Raw genomic sequence first — 20228 nt, forward strand, 5'->3', positions numbered from 1 at the left:
GCAGCTCTGACGGGCGGCACCTCCCCTTGCGAGATTGGCTTAAACCTATGCAAAGGGGGCTAGCGGGGCAATCGTCTTTTGCCCGGGTGCCGGGCTTGGGCTTCCCCTTGGCGCGTGATCTGCTACATCGGGGCGGAACAGCAGAAGGGCCGCGCATATGGCAGATCGTTTTCGCATCACCCTGGGGCAGCTGAACCCGGTCGTCGGCGATCTGGCGGGCAATGCCGCCCTGGCGCGCGAAACCTGGGAGAAGGGCAAGGCGGCGGGGGCCGATCTGGTGGCGCTGCCGGAGATGTTCCTTACCGGCTACAATGCCCAGGATCTGGTGTTGAAACATGCGTTTCAGCTCGATGTGATGGCACATCTCGAGACGCTGGCGGCGCAATGCGCCGAGGGTCCCGCGTTGGCGATCGGCGCGCCCTGGGTCGAGGGCACGGTGCTTTACAATGCCTATCTGATCCTGAAGGACGGCAGGATCGCCAGCGAGATCTTCAAGCACGAGCTGCCCAACGAGACGGTTTTTGACGAAGTGCGCACCTTTGCCTCCGGCCCGCTGTCGGGACCCTATGACGTGGGCGGCGTGCGCATCGGCTCGCCGATCTGCGAGGATGCCTGGCACCCGGACGTGGCCGAGACACTGGCGGAGACCGGTGCCGAATTTCTGCTGGTGCCGAATGGCTCGCCCTATTACCGCGGCAAGATGGAGACCCGCTTCAACCTGATGGTGGCGCGGGTGGTGGAGACCGGGCTGCCGCTGATCTATCTCAACATGGTCGGCGGTCAGGATGACCAGGTCTTCGACGGGGCGAGCTTCGCGCTCAATCCCGGCGGGGCGCTCGCGGTGCAGCTTCCGGCCTTTGACGAAGAGATCCGCCATGTCGATCTGGAGCGCGGCGATGCCGGTTGGCGGGTGGTGCCGCAGGCCCTGGCGGCGATGCCGGATGAATGGGAGCAGGATTACCGCGTCATGGTACTGGGGCTGCGCGATTACATGCGCAAGACCGGGTTCGAGAAAGTGGTCCTGGGCCTGTCGGGCGGGATCGATTCCGCCATTGTCGCGACCATCGCGGTCGATGCGCTCGGCGCGAAGAATGTGCGCTGCGTGATGCTGCCCTCGGAATATACGTCCGACCATTCGCTGAAGGATGCCGAGCAGCTCGCCGAGGCCTTGGGTAGCCAGTATGATTATCTGCCGATCGGCGCGGCGCGCCGCGCGATCACCGATACGCTGGCGCCCCTGTTCGCGGGCACGGAACCGGACCTGACCGAAGAGAACATCCAGTCGCGGCTGCGCGGGTTGCTGTTGATGGCACTCAGCAACAAGTTCGGCGAGATGCTGCTGACCACCGGCAACAAGTCGGAAGTGGCGGTGGGCTATGCGACGATCTATGGCGACATGGCGGGCGGCTACAATCCGATCAAGGATCTCTACAAGACCCGGGTTTTCGAGACCTGCCGCTGGCGGAACGCGCAGCACCGGGACTGGATGCGCGGGCCGGACGGCGCGGTGATCCCGGAAAACATCATCAACAAGCCGCCGAGTGCCGAGCTGCGCGAAGATCAGAAGGACAGCGACAGCCTGCCGGATTACCCGGTGCTCGATGCGATCCTGGAGATCCTGGTGGATCAGAACGGCTCAATCTCCGATTGCGTGGCGGCCGGGCTCGAGCGCGAGGTGGCCAAGAAGGTCGAGCATCTGATCTATATCAGCGAGTACAAGCGTTTCCAGTCGGCACTGGGACCGCGGCTCACCAAGGGGGCGTTCTGGCTCGACCGACGCTATCCGATCGTCAACCGCTGGCGCGACCCGTCCTGACGCTGTCGGACCGCGGAGGCGCGTTGTGATCGAACTTCGCGGGACGCGGATGATGACGCCCGATTTCCGTCCTTCTCACAGGCCCGGCGACAATCGTGAAGCTGCCAGTTCCTGTCGCTAATCTTTTGAAACCAGTGAAATTCTGCCGGTGGGTAGCGCCGGTCGGCATGAAGCTGCCGCTTTCGTGCAGCGGTTGAGGACGCATCTGGAAAAGTCGGCTTCTGCTTGGAACCTGCGGCCGTGATCGAGGTTCATTCCCCAGTCAGGCAGCGGGCATGATGCGGCAACCATAACGGGGCCGGACCGCTGCCATTGGAAGGAGAATACAATGCGTATCGCAAAACTTGGAATGGCCTCCGTCATCGCCCTTACCGCCGCCGCCCCGGCCTTCGCCCAGAGCGCCGAAGCCATCGCTGCCACCGATCTCAACATCCGCAGCGGCCCCGGCCCGCAATTCGAAGTTGTCGGCGTGATCCCCGGTGGCGAAACCGCCGCGGTGGAAGGCTGCCTTGACGCCAATACCTGGTGCAAGGTCGATTTCGACGGCACGGCGGGCTGGTCCTCGTCCAATTACCTCGCGGTATCTGTCGAGGAAGAGGCCGTGGCGCTGAGCGCCAATCCGGCGACCATCGAGGTCAATACCGTGACCTATGAGAACACCGAAGAGACCCAGGCCGACAAGAACGCCGGTGCCGCGGCCGGTGCCACGATCGGCGCGCTGACCGCCTATGCCGTCGGCGGCCCGATCGGCGGCATCGTCGCCGGTGGCATCCTCGGCGGAGCGGCCGGATCGGCGGCGGTCGAGCCGACCACCGAAACCGTCACCTATGTGACCTCGAACCCGGTCGAAACCGTCTATCTGGACGGCGAAGTCGTGGTCGGTGCGACGGTGCCCGAAAACGTGACCACCTATGAAGTGCCGCAGGACGGTCTGCGTTATGCCACCATCAACGGCCAGACGGTGCTGGTCGAGACCGAAAGCAACGCCATTGTCCACGTGGTGCGGTAACCACAGCGACGGCTGATTGATCAGAAAGGCCCGGGTTTGCGGCGGAGCCATTCCGAGTTGTAGGACACGGGCGGCAGGAAACTGTCGCCCGTTCTCCGTTTTGGATCGTCATCGACCCTGAAGTTTCGCCCACATCGGCGTGCCGTGGAACAGCCAAGGCTGGTAGAGAATCCTGGCGAGGTCGGGGAGGTGAGGTCGGTCGTCCCGCCGGCGGTCTCGCTTCTTCTTGGTGGCTCCGCCCGAGGTTTCCTCCTCGGTAGCGCTGTCCTCCTCCCGACCAGAGTCCTTCGGTTGCGACGGCTTATGGACACCCATCCGCATTGCCGGGGTGGTCCGGATGACCTTGTCGGCGCGCCTCTTCGGCACGAGGATCACCTTGTCTGTGCCCGGCACCGCGAGGCGCCTCAGCTGCTCACCATTCTTTGCCGGATGAGCAGCATCCTCCGTAGCGTCTGTGGTCGGGCCTTCCGCAGTCGATGCATCCGCCTCCAGAGGCGTTCTGTAGGGTCTCCAGTCGAAGAAGTTGTAGTGCACGCGCCATATGTTCATCAGGGCGATCAGGACGCGCGGATTGTAGGCGGCGCCGTTGATGTATGAGGCGCCCAAACGAGAGCTACGACCGCCAGCACGCTGAATGATACTGACGCGCTCGCGGATCGCGTTCATGAAGGTGGAGGTCGGCTGGATCGTTGCGTGGATGACCCTGCGGGTTATGGCGGCGCGGAGTTCCGGGTCGTCGATCTCGTCGTCGATGCCGAGCCGTCGGTAGGCGGCGCGATAGCGCGGGGACAGGATCGGGAAGCCCACCGTCTTGTCGATCTCGTTGGCCGTCTGGATGGGACTATTGACCCACAAGCGAGGGAATGCGGCCGAGGCAAGGTTTGGCCCCACCCACGAGCTTCTCGACTGATCATTTGGGTCGGTGCGGAAGGCGGGACTCAGGTGTGAGGATGTCCAGCTCTGTAGCGCCTCCCAAGGTGCCAGGTCGGGATGCATCTCGCACCACGCCGCGAGGCTTTCCGAGAACTGCGCCTGCTTCTCTCGGATACGGTCGATCGGCGCATCTTTCCTGAAACCGATGACCGCCCATTCGAACCTGTCCGCCAGGATCTCCTCCCGAAAGATGTGCGGCACGACCCGGGCCATCTGCCCTTCCTTCTCGCCGACGAGGGTGAGCTTGCCACTCGGGATCATCCACTTGAGGCAGGCGAGCGAGGCCGCTTTCGTGTAGGTATCGCGCGTCATTACGCCATCGAAGGCGTTTCGGCTGTCGCGCTCGTGCTTCACGAAGTTGAACCATTGATCGCGAAGGTGCTCGATCTCGTCGGCCCGGGCGCTGGCGGCCTGCGTCGCCATGTAGGCCTCTGGCGAGAGCGCTTCTCCGGCGGCATCGAATGCCTTGGCGGTCCGCCCCACAAAATGGCGCAGGCGCTTCTCCGCGGCGGAGAAGAGTGCTGGCTCGTCGAACCGCGCTGTCGGCCGCTGGAAGTGGAGCAGTGGCGCGGTGAAGGTGCCTTTCGAGTTCCGATACTGCTTGCGAAGAGTCGCGCCCCGAGCGACGCAGAAATAGGCGTCCTCGATGACCTCCAGCGGGTCGATGGTCGGATCGAAATCCACATCGCAGCGGAAGACATAGCCTGACCGGATGTCGGCGCTGACCGAGCAGTTCAGCTGCGTGATCTTGCGGTCGATCTTGGTCTGCCAGTTCACCCCCATAACGATGTCGTCGTGAGCGATGCGGGTGTGGGTGTATGGCTTGCCGTCCTTGATGCGCTGCCGTTCGACGCCCTTTCGCCATTCCGCAAGTTGCGCCTGTTCGTAGGCGAGGAGGGTCCGTTCGAGCCAGAAGATGCGATCGTAGAGCCTGGACATTCCCGGCTCCGTTTCGCCTCTCGGCGTCCGAAGAATGCGCCGAATGTCGTGGAGGCCAGCGCCGTTGGCCAGCAGAGACAATATCTCGATGTTCTCGTCGCGCTTCTTCTGTCGACGATGTTCGCTGGAAACCGTGAAGCGGGAGCCAGGCAGTCCCTTGCAGGGCTTGTGGATCACCCGGACAAAGCGCGCACGAGGCACAGAACCCTTCTTGTGGCCGACCTTTCGCGATGGCTTGCCGTTGGCGCCGTTGAAAATGAACTCCTCGGGCTTTTCCAGATAACCGGTGCCGCAGTTGCCGCAGCACGGCCCCTCCAGGGCGCCGTTCTGGACCCATAATCGATGCCGCTCCTCCTCGTAGGCCTCATTCGAAATCAGCCTGGTCCGAACGCCACATTCCGAGTTGCCCCGGAGGTGCTGGCAGATCAGGACCCGACCGTCATTCCAGGCACGCGGATCACCGGTGAACTCGAACGCATCGGTCTCTCGATGCAGGTTATCGCCGCTCTCAGCCTCCATCTTGTAGCGTCCGACGCCATGCGCAACCGCGGGGTCGGCCATCGCGGCCTTCAGTCGCCGCTCGGCCGAGCCACGCCCCACGAAGGCGTGCTTTGCTGGAGCCGGTTCGATCCCGTAGTTCCCGCAATCGGGATCGCCGCAGCAGTTGAGATTTGTGTCGCCCGATACGCGAGGGTATACTTGCGCGAGCGTGAGGTTTTCCAGGCTCTTCACCTTGTCCGGTCCTTTCGTCCGTTTCTGGGTCAAGAGCTCGCGCACCTCCAAGATTGGCCGGTCTGGCCAATGACGAAATCAGGCGGGCGCAAGAGAGCGCTCACCGCGGGAAGTTCGGACTTCCCGCGATTCCGCCTCTGATGACGGAAAAATCAGCCGAGATTAGGGCAAAAAAACAAAAAGCCTGCCGACCTTTCGGTCGGCAGGCTGGTAGGACGCGTGTCCTATAGTGCGGAATGGCTCCGTTTGCGCCCGGGCCTTTTTGCATGGGCGCGCCGGTATGCTAGTCTTAAGGACACAGAGCCGGGAATGGAGGCAGAGATCGACGAGGTCAGCGAATTCCTGCGGCAGGTCACGCCGGAGCGGCGGCACGGCGAGGCGCGGGCGCTCGATGCGCTGTTCCGCGAGGTCACCGGCTGGAATCCGGTGCTCTGGAAAGGCGGAATGCTCGGCTATGGCCGCTATGATTATACCTACGCATCCGGCCATTCCGGCAGCTGGTTCGCCACCGGCTTCGCGCCGCGCAGGGCACGGCTTTCGATCTATATCATGCCGGGATATGCCGATTTCGACGTGATCCTGACGCGGCTCGGCAAGCACAAGGTCGGCAAATCCTGTCTCTATCTGAACAAGCTGGCGGATGCCGATCAGGGGGTTCTGGCCGAGCTGATCCGGGCCGGGCTGCGCGATCTGGCGGGGCATTGGCCGGTGCGGCCGAGCTGAGCGCGATCTGGACAAATCGGGCGCCCTGTGACACTTGGGCGAGCAACAGGAGAGCGCGCCACATGTCCGATCAGACCATCACCCGTTTCGCCCCGTCGCCCACCGGCTGGATCCATGTCGGCAACCTGCGCACGGCGCTGATGAACTTCCTCATCGCACGCAAGGCGGGCGGCAGTTTCATCCTGCGCATCGACGATACCGACCCCGAGCGCAGCAAGGAAGAATATGTCGACGGCATCAAGCGCGACCTCGACTGGCTCGGGCTGCATTGGGACCGGGTGGAGCGGCAATCCGAGCGGCTCGAGAAATATCACGCCGCGGCGGATGAGCTGCGCCGGATGGGGCGGTTTTACGAGGCCTTCGAGACGCCGACCGAGCTCGACCTCAAGCGCAAGAAGCAGCTCAACATGGGCCGCCCGCCGGTCTATGACCGGGCAGCGTTGAAGCTGAGCGATGCCGAGAAGGACGCGCTGCGCGAAGAGCGCGGGTCCGGGGTCTGGCGTTTCAAGCTCGATCAGGAGCGGATCGAGTGGCAGGACGGGATCCTCGGGGATATTTCCATCGATGCGGCCAGCGTTTCCGATCCGGTGCTGATCCGGGGTGACGGTCAAATTCTCTATACCCTGGCAAGCGTCGTCGATGACACCGAGATGGGGGTTACCGACGTGGTGCGCGGATCGGATCATGTGACCAATACCGCGACGCAGATCCAGATCATCGAGGCGCTCGGCGGGCAGGTGCCGCGTTTTGCGCATCACTCGCTGCTGACCGGGCCGCAGGGCGAGGCGCTGAGCAAGCGGCTTGGCGTGCTGGCGCTGAAGGATCTGCGCGAGCAGGGCGTGCAGCCCTTCGCGCTGCTGAGCCTGATGGCGCGGCTTGGCTCCAGCGATCCGGTGGAGCTGCGCAGCGACATGGATGCATTGATCGAGGGGTTCGATATCGAGCGTTTCGGCTCGGCGCCGACCAAGTTCGATGTCGCGGACCTGTTCCCGCTCACCGGGCGCTACTTGCAGACCCTGCCGCTTTCGGCGGTGAAGAACGAGGTGTCGGCGCTTGGCGTGCCGGAGGATCAGGCGGAACGGTTCTGGGCAGTGACCCATGAGAATATCCACACGCTGAAGGATCTCGACGGCTGGTGGGCGATGTTCCGTGACGGGGCGGAGCCGGTGATCGAGGACGAGGACCGGGAGTTCGTCAAGGAGGCGATGGCGCTGCTGCCTGAGCAGCCGTTTGACGATCAGACCTGGGGCAACTGGACCGCGGCTGTCAAGGAAGCCACCGGGCGCAAGGGGCGCGGGCTGTTCCGGCCGTTGCGACTGGCACTGACCGGGCAGGAGCACGGGCCGGATATGGGGCAGCTGATGCCGCTGTTGCAGGTGGTGAAGGCGCGGTCGTAGCCCGGGCGGCGGGTCCGGGCGCTCCGCGGGGAGTATTTTTCGCATAAAGAAGCTGCGGCGCGTTTCGGGGGCGAAGCGCGCCGATCTACTGTCAGGCGATTATCGCGGACAGCCGGTCGAGGTGATGATCGACGAGGGCACGCTCGTCATCGGTCAGTGCCTGATGACGCGGGTAGCGCGGGGCGGCGCGGTCGTCGAGGATCGGGATATGCCAATTGTCCGTCGTCTCGAAGAACCGGGTGACCCCGTCGATCCCGTAGATCCGGGCAAAACCCTGCACCACCACGTCGAGATAGCTCAGCAGAATCACCTGTTCGCCGGAGGGGCGGTTGCTGTCGGGCGGGATCGCGTAATGGGCGATTTCCGGCGCGGGCAGGATATCGTGCAGCACGGCGTCGCCCGAGGCGTGGCGCGCATAGCCATATTCGCGCGCATCGAGTGCCGCCCAATCGGCCCCCGGCACCGCCGCGATCAGCCCGTCGATGGTGGAGGCCGGGTCAGAGACCGCGGTCAGGAACACGATATCGCGCGCATCGGTGCGCACCCAGGCGCGGCGCCAGCCCCTGAGCCGTGCCGGTCTGGTGTCGGGATAGGCATGGGTGTTCTCGTTCACGAGGCTGCCATAGCCGAAGAAATAGGGGGTCATCTGCCTGCTCTGCCAAAAATGGGATCGCGCGCAGAAAAGCATTGTTGAGCGGGGGAGACAAGCGCGCTTGACGCGGGCGTATGCCACGGCATACCAATGCGCATCCGTCACGGGAGAATCGGCTGGCAAGCCGGTGCCGAAGGAGCAACCGCCCCGGAAACTCTCAGGCTCAAGGACCGCGACGGGACCGACAGACTCTGGAGAGAGGCGCGCAACGCGTCCGCCGAAGGGATAACGATCTCAGGCGAAAGGACAGAGGGGGCATCAGGGTCGCATTGCGCGACGCGGGTGCCGGTTTGCTCTATGGTGGCTCCGGTGGAAACGGGAGGAAGCCGGATGAGCGATCTGAAGCGCACGTCATTACACGATCTGCATGTGGAGCTCGGGGCCAGGATGGTGCCCTTCGCGGGCTATGACATGCCGGTGCAATACCCGATGGGGGTCATGAAGGAACATCTGCACACGCGCGCGGCGGCCGGGCTGTTCGACGTCGGGCATATGGGGCAGGTGATGATCCGGGCCCGATCCGGCAGGGTCGAGGATGCGGCATTGGCGCTCGAGCGGCTGGTGCCGGTGGATATTCTCGGGCTCGGTGTGGGGCGTCAGCGCTATGGCATGTTCACCAATGAGCAGGGTGGTCTGCTGGACGATCTGATGCTGGCCAATCTCGGCGATCGACTTTTCGTGGTGGTCAATGCCGGCTGCAAGGAGGCCGATATCGCGCATATGCGCGCCGCGCTGTCGCAGGATTGCGAGATCGAGGTGCTTGAGGATCGCGCGCTGCTGGCGCTGCAGGGGCCGAAAGCCGCCGAGGTGCTGGCGCGGTTGCAGCCCTCGGTCGCGGAGCTGAAATTCATGGACGTGGCGCAGGATGTCGAGATCGACGGGATCGCCACGCTGGTTTCGCGCTCCGGCTATACCGGCGAGGATGGCTTCGAGATTTCCCTGCCCGGCGACAAGGCAGAGCAACTGGCGCGGAGCTTGCTGGGGTTCGACGAGGTCGAGATGATCGGGCTCGGCGCGCGGGATTCGCTGCGGCTGGAGGCCGGGCTCTGCCTTTATGGCCATGACATCGATGAGAGCACCGATCCTGTCGAGGCCGGGCTGTCCTGGGCGATCCAGAAGGTGCGGCGCCGGGGCGGTGAGCGGGAGGGCGGTTTCCCGGGGGCGGAGACGGTGCTGGCGGTGCTGGAGAATGGCGCGGCCCGCAAGCGCGTCGGGCTGCGCCCCGAGGGCCGCGCGCCGATGCGCGAGGGCGTGGCGCTCTACGATGCGTCCGAGGGCGGCAGCCTGGTCGGGGAGGTCACATCGGGTGGCTTCGGGCCAAGCGTCAACGGTCCGGTGGCGATGGGTTATGTCGCGCGCGCGCAGAGCGCTGTCGGCACCGCGCTTTGGGGTGAGGTGCGCGGCAGGCGGTTGCCGGTCGAGATTGTCAGCCTGCCCTTCGTTGCGGCAGGCTTCAAGAGATGATTCCAACAGGGGAAAAGTGACATGAAATATACAGAAGAGCATGAATGGCTGCGCGTCGAGGGTGACGAGGTCATTGTCGGGATTACCAGCCACGCGGCGGAGCAGCTTGGCGATGTGGTGTTCGTGGAATTGCCCGACGAGGGCACCACGGTAAGCAAGGACGACGAGGTCGTGGTGATCGAATCGGTCAAGGCAGCCTCGGACATCCTGGCGCCGATCGATGGCGAGATCATCGAGGTGAACAGCGCGCTCAGCGAGAATCCCAGCATGGTGAATGACGATCCGCAGGGCGAGGCCTGGTTTTTCAAGCTGAAGCCGAGCGATCCGTCGCAGATGGACGAATTCATGGATGAGGCGGCCTATCTGAAATTCATCGGATAGGCGCATTGGCCCGGACGGCGCGACCGTCCGGGCGCAAACGGAACTTTACGCAGGGGGTTGGGCCATGACATTCAAGCCGACCGAATATTTGCCTTACGATTTCGCCAATCGCCGCCATATCGGCCCGTCGCCTGCGGAGATGACGCAGATGCTCGATGTCGTTGGATTCGACGATCTCGAGGCATTGATCGATGACACGCTTCCCAAGGCGATCCGCGCCAAGGAGCCGCTTGATTTCGGCAAGGCGATGTCGGAGCGCGAGCTGCTCGAGCATATGCGCATCACCGCCAGCAAGAACAGGGTGCTGACCTCGCTGATCGGGCAGGGCTATCACGGCACGGTCACGCCCCCGGCGATCCAGCGCAACATCCTGGAGAACCCGGCCTGGTATACGGCCTATACGCCGTACCAGCCCGAGATCAGCCAGGGACGGCTCGAGGCGTTGCTGAACTTCCAGACCATGGTCAGCGACCTGACCGGGCTCGAGATCGCCAATGCTTCGCTGCTCGATGAATCCACCGCCTGCGCCGAGGCAATGACCATGGCGATGCGGTCGGCCAAGTCGAAGGCCAAGGCGTTCTTTATCGATCGCGATTGTCATCCGCAGAACATCGCCGTGATGCGGACCCGCGCCGCGCCGCTGGGGATCGAGGTGATCGTCGGAGATCCGGACAAGATGGAGGCGGACAAGGTCTTCGGCGCGATCTTCCAATATCCGGGCACCTACGGACATGTGCGCGATTTCACCGGGCATATAGGGGCGCTGCATGAGCATGAGGCCATCGGAATCGTCTCCGCCGATCCGCTGTCGCTGACGCTGCTGAAGGAACCCCGCGAGATGGGGGCGGACATTGCCGTCGGCTCGACCCAGCGTTTCGGCGTGCCCGAGGGCTATGGCGGGCCGCACGCGGCCTATATGGCCTGCAAGGATGCGATGAAACGCGCCATGCCCGGACGGATCGTCGGGGTGTCGATCGACGCCCATGGCAACCGTGCCTATCGTCTGGCGCTGCAGACCCGCGAGCAGCATATCCGCCGCGAGAAGGCGACCTCCAACGTCTGCACCGCGCAGGCTTTGCTGGCGGTGATGGCGTCGATGTACGCGGTGTTCCACGGGCCCGAGGGGCTGAAGGCGATTGCGCAGCGCATCCACCGCAAGACGGTGCGGCTGGCCAAGGGGCTGGAAGCCGCAGGGTTCAAGGTCGATCCGCAGGCGTTTTTCGACACGATCACCGTCGATGTCGGGCCGCTGCAGGCGGCGGTGATGAAATCGGCGGTCGACGAGGGGATCAATTTGCGTCAGGTCGGCGAGAGCCGGGTCGGGATCACGCTGGATGAACGCTCGCGCCCCGCCACGGTCGAGGCGGTCTGGCGCGCCTTCGGTATCACCAAGGCGGATGACGATTTCACCCCGGATTACCGGGTGCCGGACGACATGCTGCGCACCAGCGAATATCTGACCCATCCGATCTTTCACATGAACCGGGCCGAGACCGAGATGATGCGCTACATGCGCCGCCTCGCGGATCGCGATCTGGCGCTCGACCGGGCAATGATCCCGCTCGGTTCCTGCACCATGAAGCTCAATTCCGCCGCCGAGATGATGCCGGTAAGCTGGCGCGAGTTCTCGTTGATCCATCCCTTCGCCCCGGCCGATCAGGCGCTGGGATACAAGGAACTGATCGACGACCTGTCAAAGAAGCTCTGCGACATCACCGGCTATGACGCGATCTCGATGCAGCCCAACTCGGGCGCGCAGGGGGAATATGCCGGGTTGCTGACCATCGCCGCGTATCACCGCAGCAAGGGCGAGGGGCATCGCAACATCTGCCTCATTCCGATGAGCGCGCATGGCACCAACCCGGCTTCGGCACAGATGGTCGGCTGGAAGGTGGTGGTGATCAAGACCGCCGCCAATGGCGATATCGACCTGGACGATTTCCGCGCCAAGGCCGAGAAACATGCCGAGAATCTGGCGGGCTGTATGATCACCTATCCGTCGACCCACGGGGTTTTCGAGGAAACCGTGCATGAGGTCACCCGGATCACCCATGACGCCGGCGGGCAGGTTTATATCGACGGGGCCAACATGAACGCCATGGTCGGTCTCAGCCGTCCCGGCGATCTCGGCGGCGACGTCAGCCATCTCAATCTGCACAAGACCTTCTGCATTCCGCATGGCGGCGGCGGGCCGGGCATGGGGCCGATCGGGGTCAAGGCGCATCTGATCGCGCATCTGCCGGGCCATCCGGTGAAGGGCGGCGAACAGGGGCCGGTCTCGGCCGCGCCCTATGGCTCGCCGTCGCTGCTGCCGATCTCCTGGGCCTATTGCCTGATGATGGGCGGCGAGGGGCTGACCCAGGCGACGCGGGTGGCGATCCTCAACGCCAATTACATCGCCAAGCGGCTCGAAGGCGCGTTCGACGTGCTCTACAAGGGGCCATCGGGCCGGGTGGCGCATGAATGCATCCTTGACGTGCGCCCCTTCGAGGACAGTGCCGGAGTCAGCGTCGAGGATATCGCCAAGCGGCTGGTCGATTGCGGCTTCCATGCGCCGACCATGTCCTGGCCGGTGGCCGGGACGTTGATGGTCGAGCCGACCGAGAGCGAGACCAAGGCCGAGCTCGACCGGTTCTGCGATGCGATGCTGGCGATCCGCCAGGAAATCCGCGCGATCGAGGAGGGCCGGATCGACAAGGAGAACAACCCGCTGAAGAACGCGCCGCATACGGTGGAGGATCTGGTGGGCGAATGGGAGCGGCCCTACAGCCGCGAACAGGGCTGTTTCCCGCCGGGGGCGTTCCGGGTGGACAAATACTGGCCGCCGGTCAACCGGGTGGACAACGTGCATGGCGACCGCAACCTGATCTGCACCTGCCCGCCGATGGAGGATTATGCCGAAGCGGCGGAATAACGCGAACTATCGGACGACAGTCAAAGGGCGGTCCCATGGGGCCGCCCTTTTGCTGCCGCGCCTATTCGCTCGCCCGCAGGATCCGTGCCGGGCGTGCGCCGAGCGCTTTCCAGGCAAAACCGAGTCCGGCGAGCATTGTCGCGGCGATGCCGCCGAACACGATCATCAGCGCCGAAGACCAGATCACCGTGTAATCGGTTTCCATCACGTAGCGGCTCACCGCCCAGCCCCCGGTAATCCCGGCCCCGAGCGCCACCAGCCCGGCGAACCCGCCGATCAGCGCCGCGCGCAGCAGGAAGCTTGCGGCGATGTCGCGCCGGGAGGCCCCCAGCGTCTTCAGCAGCGCCGCCTCGAAGAGCCGCGCCTCCGCCCCGGCGGCAGCGGCCCCGATCAGCACCACGAAACCGGTCAGCAATGTCGCCAGCGCGCCATAGGAGGTGGCGGCGGCAAGCCCCGAAAGCACCTCCGCCACGCGATCGAGGGCATCGCGCACCCGGATCGCGGTGATATTCGGATAGGCCTGCGCAAGATCGCGCAGGATCGCGGCTTCGGCCTGCTCCTCGGCATAGACGGTCGAGATATAGCTGTGCGGCGCGCCGTCCAGCGCGGCGGGGTTCATCGTCAGGATAAAGCCGAGGGCCGCGCCGGAATAATCGACCTCTTGAAAGCTGGTGATCGTGCCGGTCACGTCGCGACCGAGGATGTTGATGGTGAGATTGTCGCCGAGCTTCAGCCCCATCTCCTCCGCTTCCTCGGCGGCAAAGCTGATCTGCGGCGCGCCGGTATGATCGGGCGGCCACCATTCCCCGGCAGTCAGCTTGGCATCCGCATCGGGGCGCGCGGCATAGGTCACGCCGCGATCACCGCGCAGCACCCAATGCGGCCCTGCGACCTCGTTTGCGGGGCGGTCATTGATGCGAGTGATCACGCCGCGCAACATCGGGGCGCTGTCGATGCGGCTGACCGCCGGGTCGTTCTCCAGACGTTCGGTATAGCCCGGCATCTGCTCCTTCTGGATATCGACGAAGAAATACGAGGGCGCGATCTCGGGCAGGTTGCCGGAGATCGCGCGCCGCAGGTTGCCGTCGATCTGCCCCACCGCCGCAAGCACGGCAAGGCCGAGCCCGAGCGAAAGCACCACCGCCCCCGCGCCTTCGCCCGGACCGCCGATCGCCGCCAGCGCCCAACGCAGCCGGGGCCGCCCGCGCGCCATGCCGGAAAGACGCCGCGCCGCGAAACGCAGCAACAGGGCCGCGAGCACGAGGATCGCCAGCGCCGCGCCGATGCCGCCCAGGGTCCAGAGCGTCAGCCACCAGCTCCCGTTGAACAGCCCCGCCGCCACGATCAACGCTACCGTGAGCAGCACAATGGCGAAAAGGTAGCGCGGCGCAGGCAATGACGCCGTGGTGGTCCAATCGGCACGAAACAACGTCGCCGCGCGTACATCCTCGCTGCGCGCCAGCGGCCAGAGGGTGAAGACCAGCGCGGTCAGCAGGCCATAAAGCGCCGCTTCGGCCAGCGGCGCGGGATAGAGCGCGAAGGCCGCCGGGATCGGCAGGCGCGCCTCGATCAGTGGCGCCAACAGCAACGGTGCCGCGGCTCCCAGCACCAGCCCGATGGCGATGCCGAGCAGCGACAGCGCGGCGATCTGCAGAAAATAGGTCTGAAAGATCGTCGCCCGGTCTGCCCCCAGCACCCGCAGGGTGGCGATCACCGGGGTCTTACCGGACAGGTAGGCGCGCACCGCCGCCGATACGCCGACACCGCCAACGGCCAGACCCGAGAGGCCGACGAGGATCAGGAATGCGCCGAGCCGTTCGACGAAACGCGCCACGCCGGGCGCGCCGTTGCGGGCGTCGCGCCAGCGCATGCCGCTGTCGGAAAAGCGTCGTTCGGCGGATCTCTTCAACGCGTCAGGGTCTTGCCCCGGCGGGAGGGCGAGCCGGTATTTGCTGTCAAACAGGGTCCCTGGCGCAAGCAGGCCCGAGCCTTCGAGCGCGTCGCGGCGCAGGAGGGTACGCGGCCCGAGGGAGAAGCCGCTGGCGGCGCTGTCAGGCTCGCGTTTGATTACCGCGCTCAGACGGAACGACTTGGTGCCGAGGCGGAAAGGATCACCGGGCAAGAGGCCCAGACGGTCGGCCAGCGCCGGTTCCATCGCCGCGCCGGGCAGGCCGGCCTGATCCGCCAGAGCATCGGCAAGCGGTATCGCCGGTTCCAGCATCATCTCCCCGACTAGCGGGTAGGCGTCATCGACCGCCTTGATCTGGGTCAGCGCCCGCGCCGCCGCATCGCCTTCGCCGATGGTCGCCATGGAGCGGAATTCGATCACCTCGGAGAGCTTCGTGGCGCGTTGCTGCATCCAGCCGCGCTCATCGGCCGTGGCGCGGCGATAGGTGAATTGCAGCTCCGCATCACCGCCCAGCAGCGCCGCGCCCTCGCGTGCCAGCCCGGCCTCGATGGCCGCCCGCACCGAGCCGACGGCGGCGATGGCCGCAACCCCGAGCGCGAGGCAGGCGAGGAACAGACGGAAGCCCCGCAGCCCGCCGCGCATTTCGCGACGCGCGAGCCGGGCCGCCTGACGCAGACTCACGCCAGACGCCCGTCAGCCAGCGCAATGCCGCGATCGCAGCGCGCGGCCAGCGCCGGATCATGGGTGACCAGCACCAGCGTCGCGCCGTGACGGTCGCGCAGGCCGAACAGCAGATCCATGATCGCCGCGCCATTGGCGCTGTCGAGATTGCCGGTCGGTTCATCGGCCAGCAGGATCGCCGGGCGCGGCGCCGAGGCGCGGGCCAGCGCCACGCGCTGCTGCTCGCCGCCCGACATCTGCGAGGGGTAATGACCGAGCCGATGGCCCAGCCCGACCGCCTGCAACTCCGCTTCGGCGCGGGCAAAAGCATCGCGCGCGCCCGCCAGCTCCAGCGGCGTGGCGACATTCTCCAGCGCCGTCATCGTCGGGATCAGGTGAAAGGACTGGAACACGATGCTCATGCGTCCGCGACGGAACCGCGCCAGCGCATCCTCATGCAGCGCGCTCAGATCATGGCCGAGCGCCTGTACCCGGCCGCTGCTGGCACGTTCGAGCCCACCCATCACCATCAGCAGGGAGGATTTGCCCGATCCCGACGGCCCGGTCAGCGCCACGCTCTCTCCGGGCGCGACCTGCAGGGTGATGCCGCGCAGAATATCGACCGGCCCGGCATTGCCCTGCAGGCTGAGCGCCACATCTTTGAGTTCGAAGACTGGCTCGCCCGCGGCGTCTCCCCTAGGATCGCGTACCGGCGCGGCGGCGCGTTGCGACATCGGGTCTGGCATGGTGCCTTGCATCAATCCGCCTCGTGTTTGGTTCTGTTCGATATGGAGGTCTGCGGGAAATGCGCAAGTTCATGCTGGGGATTGTCATCATTTTCGGCCAGATGGCCAGCGCCGAAGAGGTGGTGATAGCCGCCCTGGGCGATTCGCTGACTCAGGGCTACGGGCTGGCGCCTGCCGAGGGCTTCGTGCCGCAGTTGCAGGGCTGGCTCGACGCGCGCGAGGCGCAGGTGCGGCTGATCAATGCGGGTGTGTCGGGGGATACGACGGCGGGCGGGCTGGCACGGGTCGGCTGGACCCTGACGCCCGAGGTCGATGCGATGATCGTCACGCTCGGCGGCAATGACATGCTGCGCGGACTCGACCCTGCCGAGGCGCGGCGCAATATCGGAGGGATCCTGCAGGCGGCCGAGACGGCGCAGATCGAGGTGCTGCTCATCGGTATGCAGGCGCCGGGCAATTACGGCAGCGACTACAAGAGCGCCTTCGATGCGCTCTATCCCGAACTCGCGGCGCAGCATGAGAGCCTCTATGTCGAGAATTTCTTTGCCGCCCTGATCGAGGCGGCGGGCAGCAGCGACCCTTCCGCGCTCAGGGCGTATTTCCAGCCTGACGGGATTCATCCCAATGCCAAGGGCGTTGCACTGATCGTGAAGGAGATCGGACCCCAGGTTCTGGCGCTGGCCGCGGCGGCGCGCTGATCCCGCTTCGGCGCAAGCCGTGGCCCTGAAACGAAAAACGGGCGTTCGCACGCCCGCCTCCAGATCCGAAGTCCAGCCCTCTTCAGGCCAGCGAGATGTTGCTCGCGCTCTCGCGCCCATCCCGGCCGGCTTCGATGTCGAAGGTCACTTTCTGGTTGTCAGCCAGGCCGGTCAGACCCGCACGTTCCACCGCTGAGATGTGAACGAAAATGTCCTTGCCGCCCCCGTCGGGCGCGATGAAGCCGTAACCTTTAGTCGTGTTGAACCATTTGACGGTGCCAGAAGCCATGCTCCGTGTCTCCCATTGTTGCTCTGCCCGCAGGATGCGGCAGCTCGGCTCAGTCGAATATTGATCGTATCCAAGCCGTGGTCAGCAATGGTCGATAGTCTTCGCGTCGCATGTCGATATTGGATCCATATCTGTGAAAATCAAGTTTTTTCGCGGTCGGCGTACAATCGGCGATGGTTTGCAACGCGGCTTTTTCCCCTCCGCAGAAATTTTACCAGTTGATAAAAAAATGATTCCATGTGAGCATTTTTGCATAATCACGAAACTTCAGGGATCAATGACATGGCACGAGACGTCTTTGAGGCGGGAATTACAGCGGGGCGGCTGACGGCGGAGGAATACGCCAGCGGTTTCTCGGATCTGCATCTACCGCTCGACCAGCATGAGGCTTTGGTGGCGGCGGACCGCTGCTATTTCTGCCATGACGCCCCCTGTATCACCGCCTGTCCGACCGACATCGACATTCCGATGTTCATCCGGCAGATCGCCACCGGCACGCCGGATGCGGCGGCGAAGACGATCCTCAGCCAGAACATCCTCGGCGGCATGTGCGCGCGGGTCTGCCCGACCGAAACCCTCTGCGAGCAGGTCTGCGTGCGCGAGGTCGCCGAGGGCAGGCCGGTGCTGATCGGGCAGTTGCAGCGCTATGCCACGGACCATCTGCAGCAGCAGGGCAAGCACCCGTTCCTGCGCGCCGCGCCGAGCGGCAGGAAGGTGGCCGTGGTGGGTGCCGGACCTGCCGGGCTCGCCTGCGCGCATCGTCTGGCGATGCTCGGCCATGACGTCGTGATACACGAGGCCCGGCCCAAACCCGGCGGGCTCAACGAATACGGTATAGCGGCCTACAAGAGCACTGGAGATTTCGCCCAGGCCGAGGTCGATTGGCTGCTGCAGATCGGCGGCATCGAGATCCGCCATGAATCTGCGCTGGGTCGTGACGTGACACTGGACGCGCTGCGCGAGGAATACGACGCGGTGTTCCTCGGCGTCGGGCTGGGCGATGTCAACGCGCTCGACGCGGCGGGCGAGGACAAGGACAATGTGCGCGATGCGGTGGATTTCATCGCCGAACTGCGCCAGGCCGAGGATCTCGCCGCCCTGCCGATCGGCCGCGACGTGGTGATCATCGGCGGCGGCATGACCGCCATCGACGCGGCGGTGCAGGCCAAGCTGCTCGGCGCGCTCAACGTGACCCTGGTCTATCGCCGCGGTCGCGACCGGATGAATGCCAGCGATTTCGAACAGGATCTCGCGGCCTCCCGGGGCGTGCGCATCGTGACCCATGCGGTGCCTGTGGCGCTGCATGGCAACGGCGCGGTGCGGGAGATCGAGCTGGAATATGTCGATGAGGCGATGCAGGGCACCGGCGAGACGCTGCGCATGGCAGCCGACCAGGTGTTCAAGGCGATCGGCCAGAGCCTGCAGCGCGAGGGGCTGCCGGAGCTCGACGGACGCAAGCTGCGCGTCGACGGCGCCGGGCGCACGTCGCTCGAACGGGTCTGGGCCGGGGGCGATTGCACCGGTGTCGGCGAGGATCTGACGGTGACGGCGGTGGCGCAGGGGCGCGATGCGGCGATGGATATTCACAAGGTGCTGGTGGGTTGAGACCCACCCTACGGGAGGAAGACAGATGGCGGATCTGACGAGCAATTTCATCGGGATCAAATCCCCCAACCCGTTCTGGCTGGCCTCGGCGCCGCCGACGGACAAGGAATACAACGTGCGTCGCGCCTTCGAGGCGGGATGGGGCGGGGTGGTCTGGAAGACGCTGGGCATGGAGGGGCCGCCGGTGGTCAACGTCAACGGTCCCCGCTACGGCGCGATCTGGGGCGCGGACCGGCGTCTGCTGGGGCTCAACAATATCGAGCTGATCACCGACCGCCCGCTGGAGGTGAACCTGCGCGAGATGAAGGCGGTGAAGCGTGACTACCCGGACCGCGCGCTGATTGCCTCGATCATGGTGCCTTGCGAGGAGGAAGCCTGGAAGGCGATCCTGCCGCATGTGGAGGAGACGGGCGCCGACGGGATCGAGCTGAACTTCGGCTGCCCGCATGGCATGGCCGAGCGCGGCATGGGCTCTGCCGTGGGGCAGGTGCCGGAATATATCGAAATGGTCACCCGCTGGTGCAAGATGTACACGCGGATGCCGGTGATCGTGAAGTTGACGCCGAACATCACCAATGTGCTCTACCCGGCGGAGGCGGCCAAGCGTGGCGGCGCCGATGCGGTGAGCCTGATCAACACGATCAATTCGATCACCTCGGTGGATCTGGATCTTTTCGCACCCGAGCCGATGATCGACGGGAAGGGCACCCATGGCGGCTATTGCGGCCCGGCGGTGAAACCGATCGCGCTGAACATGGTGGCCGAGATCGCCCGCAACCCGGAAACGGCAGACCTGCCGATCAGCGGTATCGGCGGGGTCACGACCTGGCGCGACGCGGCGGAGTTCCTCGCGCTCGGGGCGGGCAATGTGCAGGTCTGCACGGCGGCGATGACCTATGGTTTCAAGGTGGTGCAGGAGATGATCTCCGGCCTGAGCGATTACATGGACAGCAAGGATCTGACCTCGGTCGATCAGATCGTGCGCCGTGCGGTGCCGAATGTGACCGACTGGAACCAGCTCAATCTCAACTATGTCGCCAAGGCCAAGATCGATCAGGACCTGTGCATTTCCTGCGGCCGCTGCTTTGCCGCCTGCGAGGATACCAGCCATCAGGCCATCGCCATGTCCGAGAACCGCACCTTCAGCGTGATCGAAGAGGAATGCGTGGCCTGCAATCTCTGCGTCAATGTCTGCCCGGTCGAGGATTGCATCACGCTCGAGGCGATGACGCCGGGCAGTGTCGATCCGCGCACCGGGCTCGTGGTGCAGCAGGAATATGCCAACTGGACGACACATCCCAACAACCCTTCCGCGAAGGCTGCCGAATAGGCGTCCTATTCGCCCGTGAGGGTTCAGGCCC

At 64.9% G+C, this 20228-nt stretch carries 15 protein-coding genes and 1 riboswitch; of the genes, 10 read left to right on the forward strand and 5 right to left on the reverse strand.

The annotated features are described in order from the left end of the window. The first annotated feature begins 157 nt into the window (after positions 1-157). A complete protein-coding gene (locus ACFSUD_RS13010) occupies positions 158-1816 on the forward strand; it encodes an NAD+ synthase (protein ID WP_386375037.1) in 1659 nt (552 codons plus the stop codon). 328 nt (positions 1817-2144) lie between these two features. After that, entirely contained in the window at positions 2145-2825 is a 681-nt protein-coding gene (locus ACFSUD_RS13015; RefSeq protein ID WP_386375038.1) for a DUF1236 domain-containing protein, read from the forward strand. Positions 2826-2933: 108 nt separating this feature from the next. On the opposite strand, the gene ACFSUD_RS13020 is transcribed toward ACFSUD_RS13015, so the two are convergent. Further along, positions 2934-5429, reverse strand: coding sequence for a hypothetical protein (locus tag ACFSUD_RS13020; protein WP_386375039.1), 2496 nt, complete (start codon positions 5427-5429; stop codon positions 2934-2936). A 309-nt stretch (positions 5430-5738) separates the two neighbouring features. Here ACFSUD_RS13020 and ACFSUD_RS13025 point away from each other — a divergent pair, with 309 nt between their 5' ends. Together ACFSUD_RS13025 and gltX are read left to right on the forward strand one after the other, a co-directional pair. Further along, entirely contained in the window at positions 5739-6152 is a 414-nt protein-coding gene (locus ACFSUD_RS13025) for a DUF1801 domain-containing protein (RefSeq protein WP_386375040.1), read from the forward strand. Positions 6153-6214: 62 nt separating this feature from the next. Further along, positions 6215-7549 carry a glutamate--tRNA ligase gene (gene gltX / locus ACFSUD_RS13030; protein WP_386375041.1) on the forward strand — a complete coding sequence of 445 codons (1335 nt, stop codon included), beginning with the start codon at positions 6215-6217 and terminating at the stop codon, positions 7547-7549. A 91-nt stretch (positions 7550-7640) separates the two neighbouring features. On the opposite strand, the gene ACFSUD_RS13035 is transcribed toward gltX, so the two are convergent. Continuing rightward, the gene (locus ACFSUD_RS13035; RefSeq protein WP_386375042.1) at positions 7641-8195 is read right to left on the reverse strand and encodes a gamma-glutamylcyclotransferase family protein; all 555 of its coding nucleotides are present in this window, start codon (positions 8193-8195) and stop codon (positions 7641-7643) included. A gap of 100 nt (positions 8196-8295) precedes the next feature. Beyond that, positions 8296-8384, forward strand: a riboswitch (glycine riboswitch). Positions 8385-8531: 147 nt separating this feature from the next. Between ACFSUD_RS13035 and gcvT the strand changes: the two genes are divergently transcribed. From gcvT to gcvP, 3 genes are all read left to right on the forward strand, one after another. After that, positions 8532-9665 (forward strand): glycine cleavage system aminomethyltransferase GcvT, encoded by a 1134-nt coding sequence (gene gcvT / locus ACFSUD_RS13040; protein ID WP_386375043.1) that lies wholly within the window; start codon positions 8532-8534, stop codon positions 9663-9665. A gap of 21 nt (positions 9666-9686) precedes the next feature. Beyond that, the gene (gcvH, locus tag ACFSUD_RS13045; RefSeq protein WP_386375044.1) at positions 9687-10046 is read left to right on the forward strand and encodes a glycine cleavage system protein GcvH; all 360 of its coding nucleotides are present in this window, start codon (positions 9687-9689) and stop codon (positions 10044-10046) included. 64 nt (positions 10047-10110) lie between these two features. Next, complete coding sequence (gene gcvP / locus ACFSUD_RS13050; protein ID WP_386375045.1) at positions 10111-12960, forward strand: aminomethyl-transferring glycine dehydrogenase; 2850 nt, start codon at positions 10111-10113, stop codon at positions 12958-12960. Positions 12961-13021: 61 nt separating this feature from the next. Here gcvP and ACFSUD_RS13055 read toward each other — a convergent pair whose 3' ends face one another. Both ACFSUD_RS13055 and ACFSUD_RS13060 read right to left on the reverse strand, forming a co-directional pair. Further along, on the reverse strand, positions 13022-15550 hold the full coding sequence (locus tag ACFSUD_RS13055; protein WP_386375046.1) for an ABC transporter permease: 2529 nt from the start codon (positions 15548-15550) through the stop codon (positions 13022-13024). After that, complete coding sequence (locus ACFSUD_RS13060; protein WP_386375119.1) at positions 15547-16263, reverse strand: ABC transporter ATP-binding protein; 717 nt, start codon at positions 16261-16263, stop codon at positions 15547-15549. The genes ACFSUD_RS13055 and ACFSUD_RS13060 overlap by 4 nt, the downstream gene beginning before the upstream one ends. Positions 16264-16334: 71 nt before the next feature. Between ACFSUD_RS13060 and ACFSUD_RS13065 the strand changes: the two genes are divergently transcribed. After that, positions 16335-16973, forward strand: a complete 639-nt coding sequence (locus ACFSUD_RS13065; protein WP_386375047.1) for an arylesterase — start codon at positions 16335-16337, stop codon at positions 16971-16973. Between the two features lie 82 nt (positions 16974-17055). Here ACFSUD_RS13065 and ACFSUD_RS13070 read toward each other — a convergent pair whose 3' ends face one another. Then, a complete protein-coding gene (locus ACFSUD_RS13070; protein WP_386375048.1) occupies positions 17056-17262 on the reverse strand; it encodes a cold-shock protein in 207 nt (68 codons plus the stop codon). A gap of 282 nt (positions 17263-17544) precedes the next feature. Between ACFSUD_RS13070 and ACFSUD_RS13075 the strand changes: the two genes are divergently transcribed. Together ACFSUD_RS13075 and preA are read left to right on the forward strand one after the other, a co-directional pair. Then, positions 17545-18867: an NAD(P)-dependent oxidoreductase gene (locus ACFSUD_RS13075; RefSeq protein ID WP_386375049.1), complete on the forward strand. Its 1323-nt coding sequence runs from the start codon at positions 17545-17547 to the stop codon at positions 18865-18867. Positions 18868-18892: 25 nt separating this feature from the next. Further along, entirely contained in the window at positions 18893-20197 is a 1305-nt protein-coding gene (gene preA, locus ACFSUD_RS13080) for an NAD-dependent dihydropyrimidine dehydrogenase subunit PreA (protein ID WP_386375050.1), read from the forward strand. Positions 20198-20228: the final 31 nt, after the last annotated feature.

This window comes from Sulfitobacter aestuarii (assembly GCF_042685005.1).
Lineage (GTDB): Bacteria > Pseudomonadota > Alphaproteobacteria > Rhodobacterales > Rhodobacteraceae > Sulfitobacter > Sulfitobacter aestuarii.

Coding starts and splice junctions, on each gene's coding strand:
- gcvH (WP_386375044.1), top strand. CDS start 9,687: ATGAAATATACAGAAGAGCATGAATGGCTGCGCGTCGAGGGTGACGAG.
- ACFSUD_RS13065 (WP_386375047.1), top strand. CDS start 16,335: ATGCGCAAGTTCATGCTGGGGATTGTCATCATTTTCGGCCAGATGGCC.
- gcvT (WP_386375043.1), top strand. CDS start 8,532: ATGAGCGATCTGAAGCGCACGTCATTACACGATCTGCATGTGGAGCTC.
- ACFSUD_RS13070 (WP_386375048.1), bottom strand. CDS start 17,262: ATGGCTTCTGGCACCGTCAAATGGTTCAACACGACTAAAGGTTACGGC.
- ACFSUD_RS13010 (WP_386375037.1), top strand. CDS start 158: ATGGCAGATCGTTTTCGCATCACCCTGGGGCAGCTGAACCCGGTCGTC.
- ACFSUD_RS13025 (WP_386375040.1), top strand. CDS start 5,739: ATGGAGGCAGAGATCGACGAGGTCAGCGAATTCCTGCGGCAGGTCACG.
- gcvP (WP_386375045.1), top strand. CDS start 10,111: ATGACATTCAAGCCGACCGAATATTTGCCTTACGATTTCGCCAATCGC.
- preA (WP_386375050.1), top strand. CDS start 18,893: ATGGCGGATCTGACGAGCAATTTCATCGGGATCAAATCCCCCAACCCG.
- ACFSUD_RS13075 (WP_386375049.1), top strand. CDS start 17,545: ATGGCACGAGACGTCTTTGAGGCGGGAATTACAGCGGGGCGGCTGACG.
- gltX (WP_386375041.1), top strand. CDS start 6,215: ATGTCCGATCAGACCATCACCCGTTTCGCCCCGTCGCCCACCGGCTGG.
- ACFSUD_RS13015 (WP_386375038.1), top strand. CDS start 2,145: ATGCGTATCGCAAAACTTGGAATGGCCTCCGTCATCGCCCTTACCGCC.
- ACFSUD_RS13035 (WP_386375042.1), bottom strand. CDS start 8,195: ATGACCCCCTATTTCTTCGGCTATGGCAGCCTCGTGAACGAGAACACC.
- ACFSUD_RS13060 (WP_386375119.1), bottom strand. CDS start 16,263: ATGTCGCAACGCGCCGCCGCGCCGGTACGCGATCCTAGGGGAGACGCC.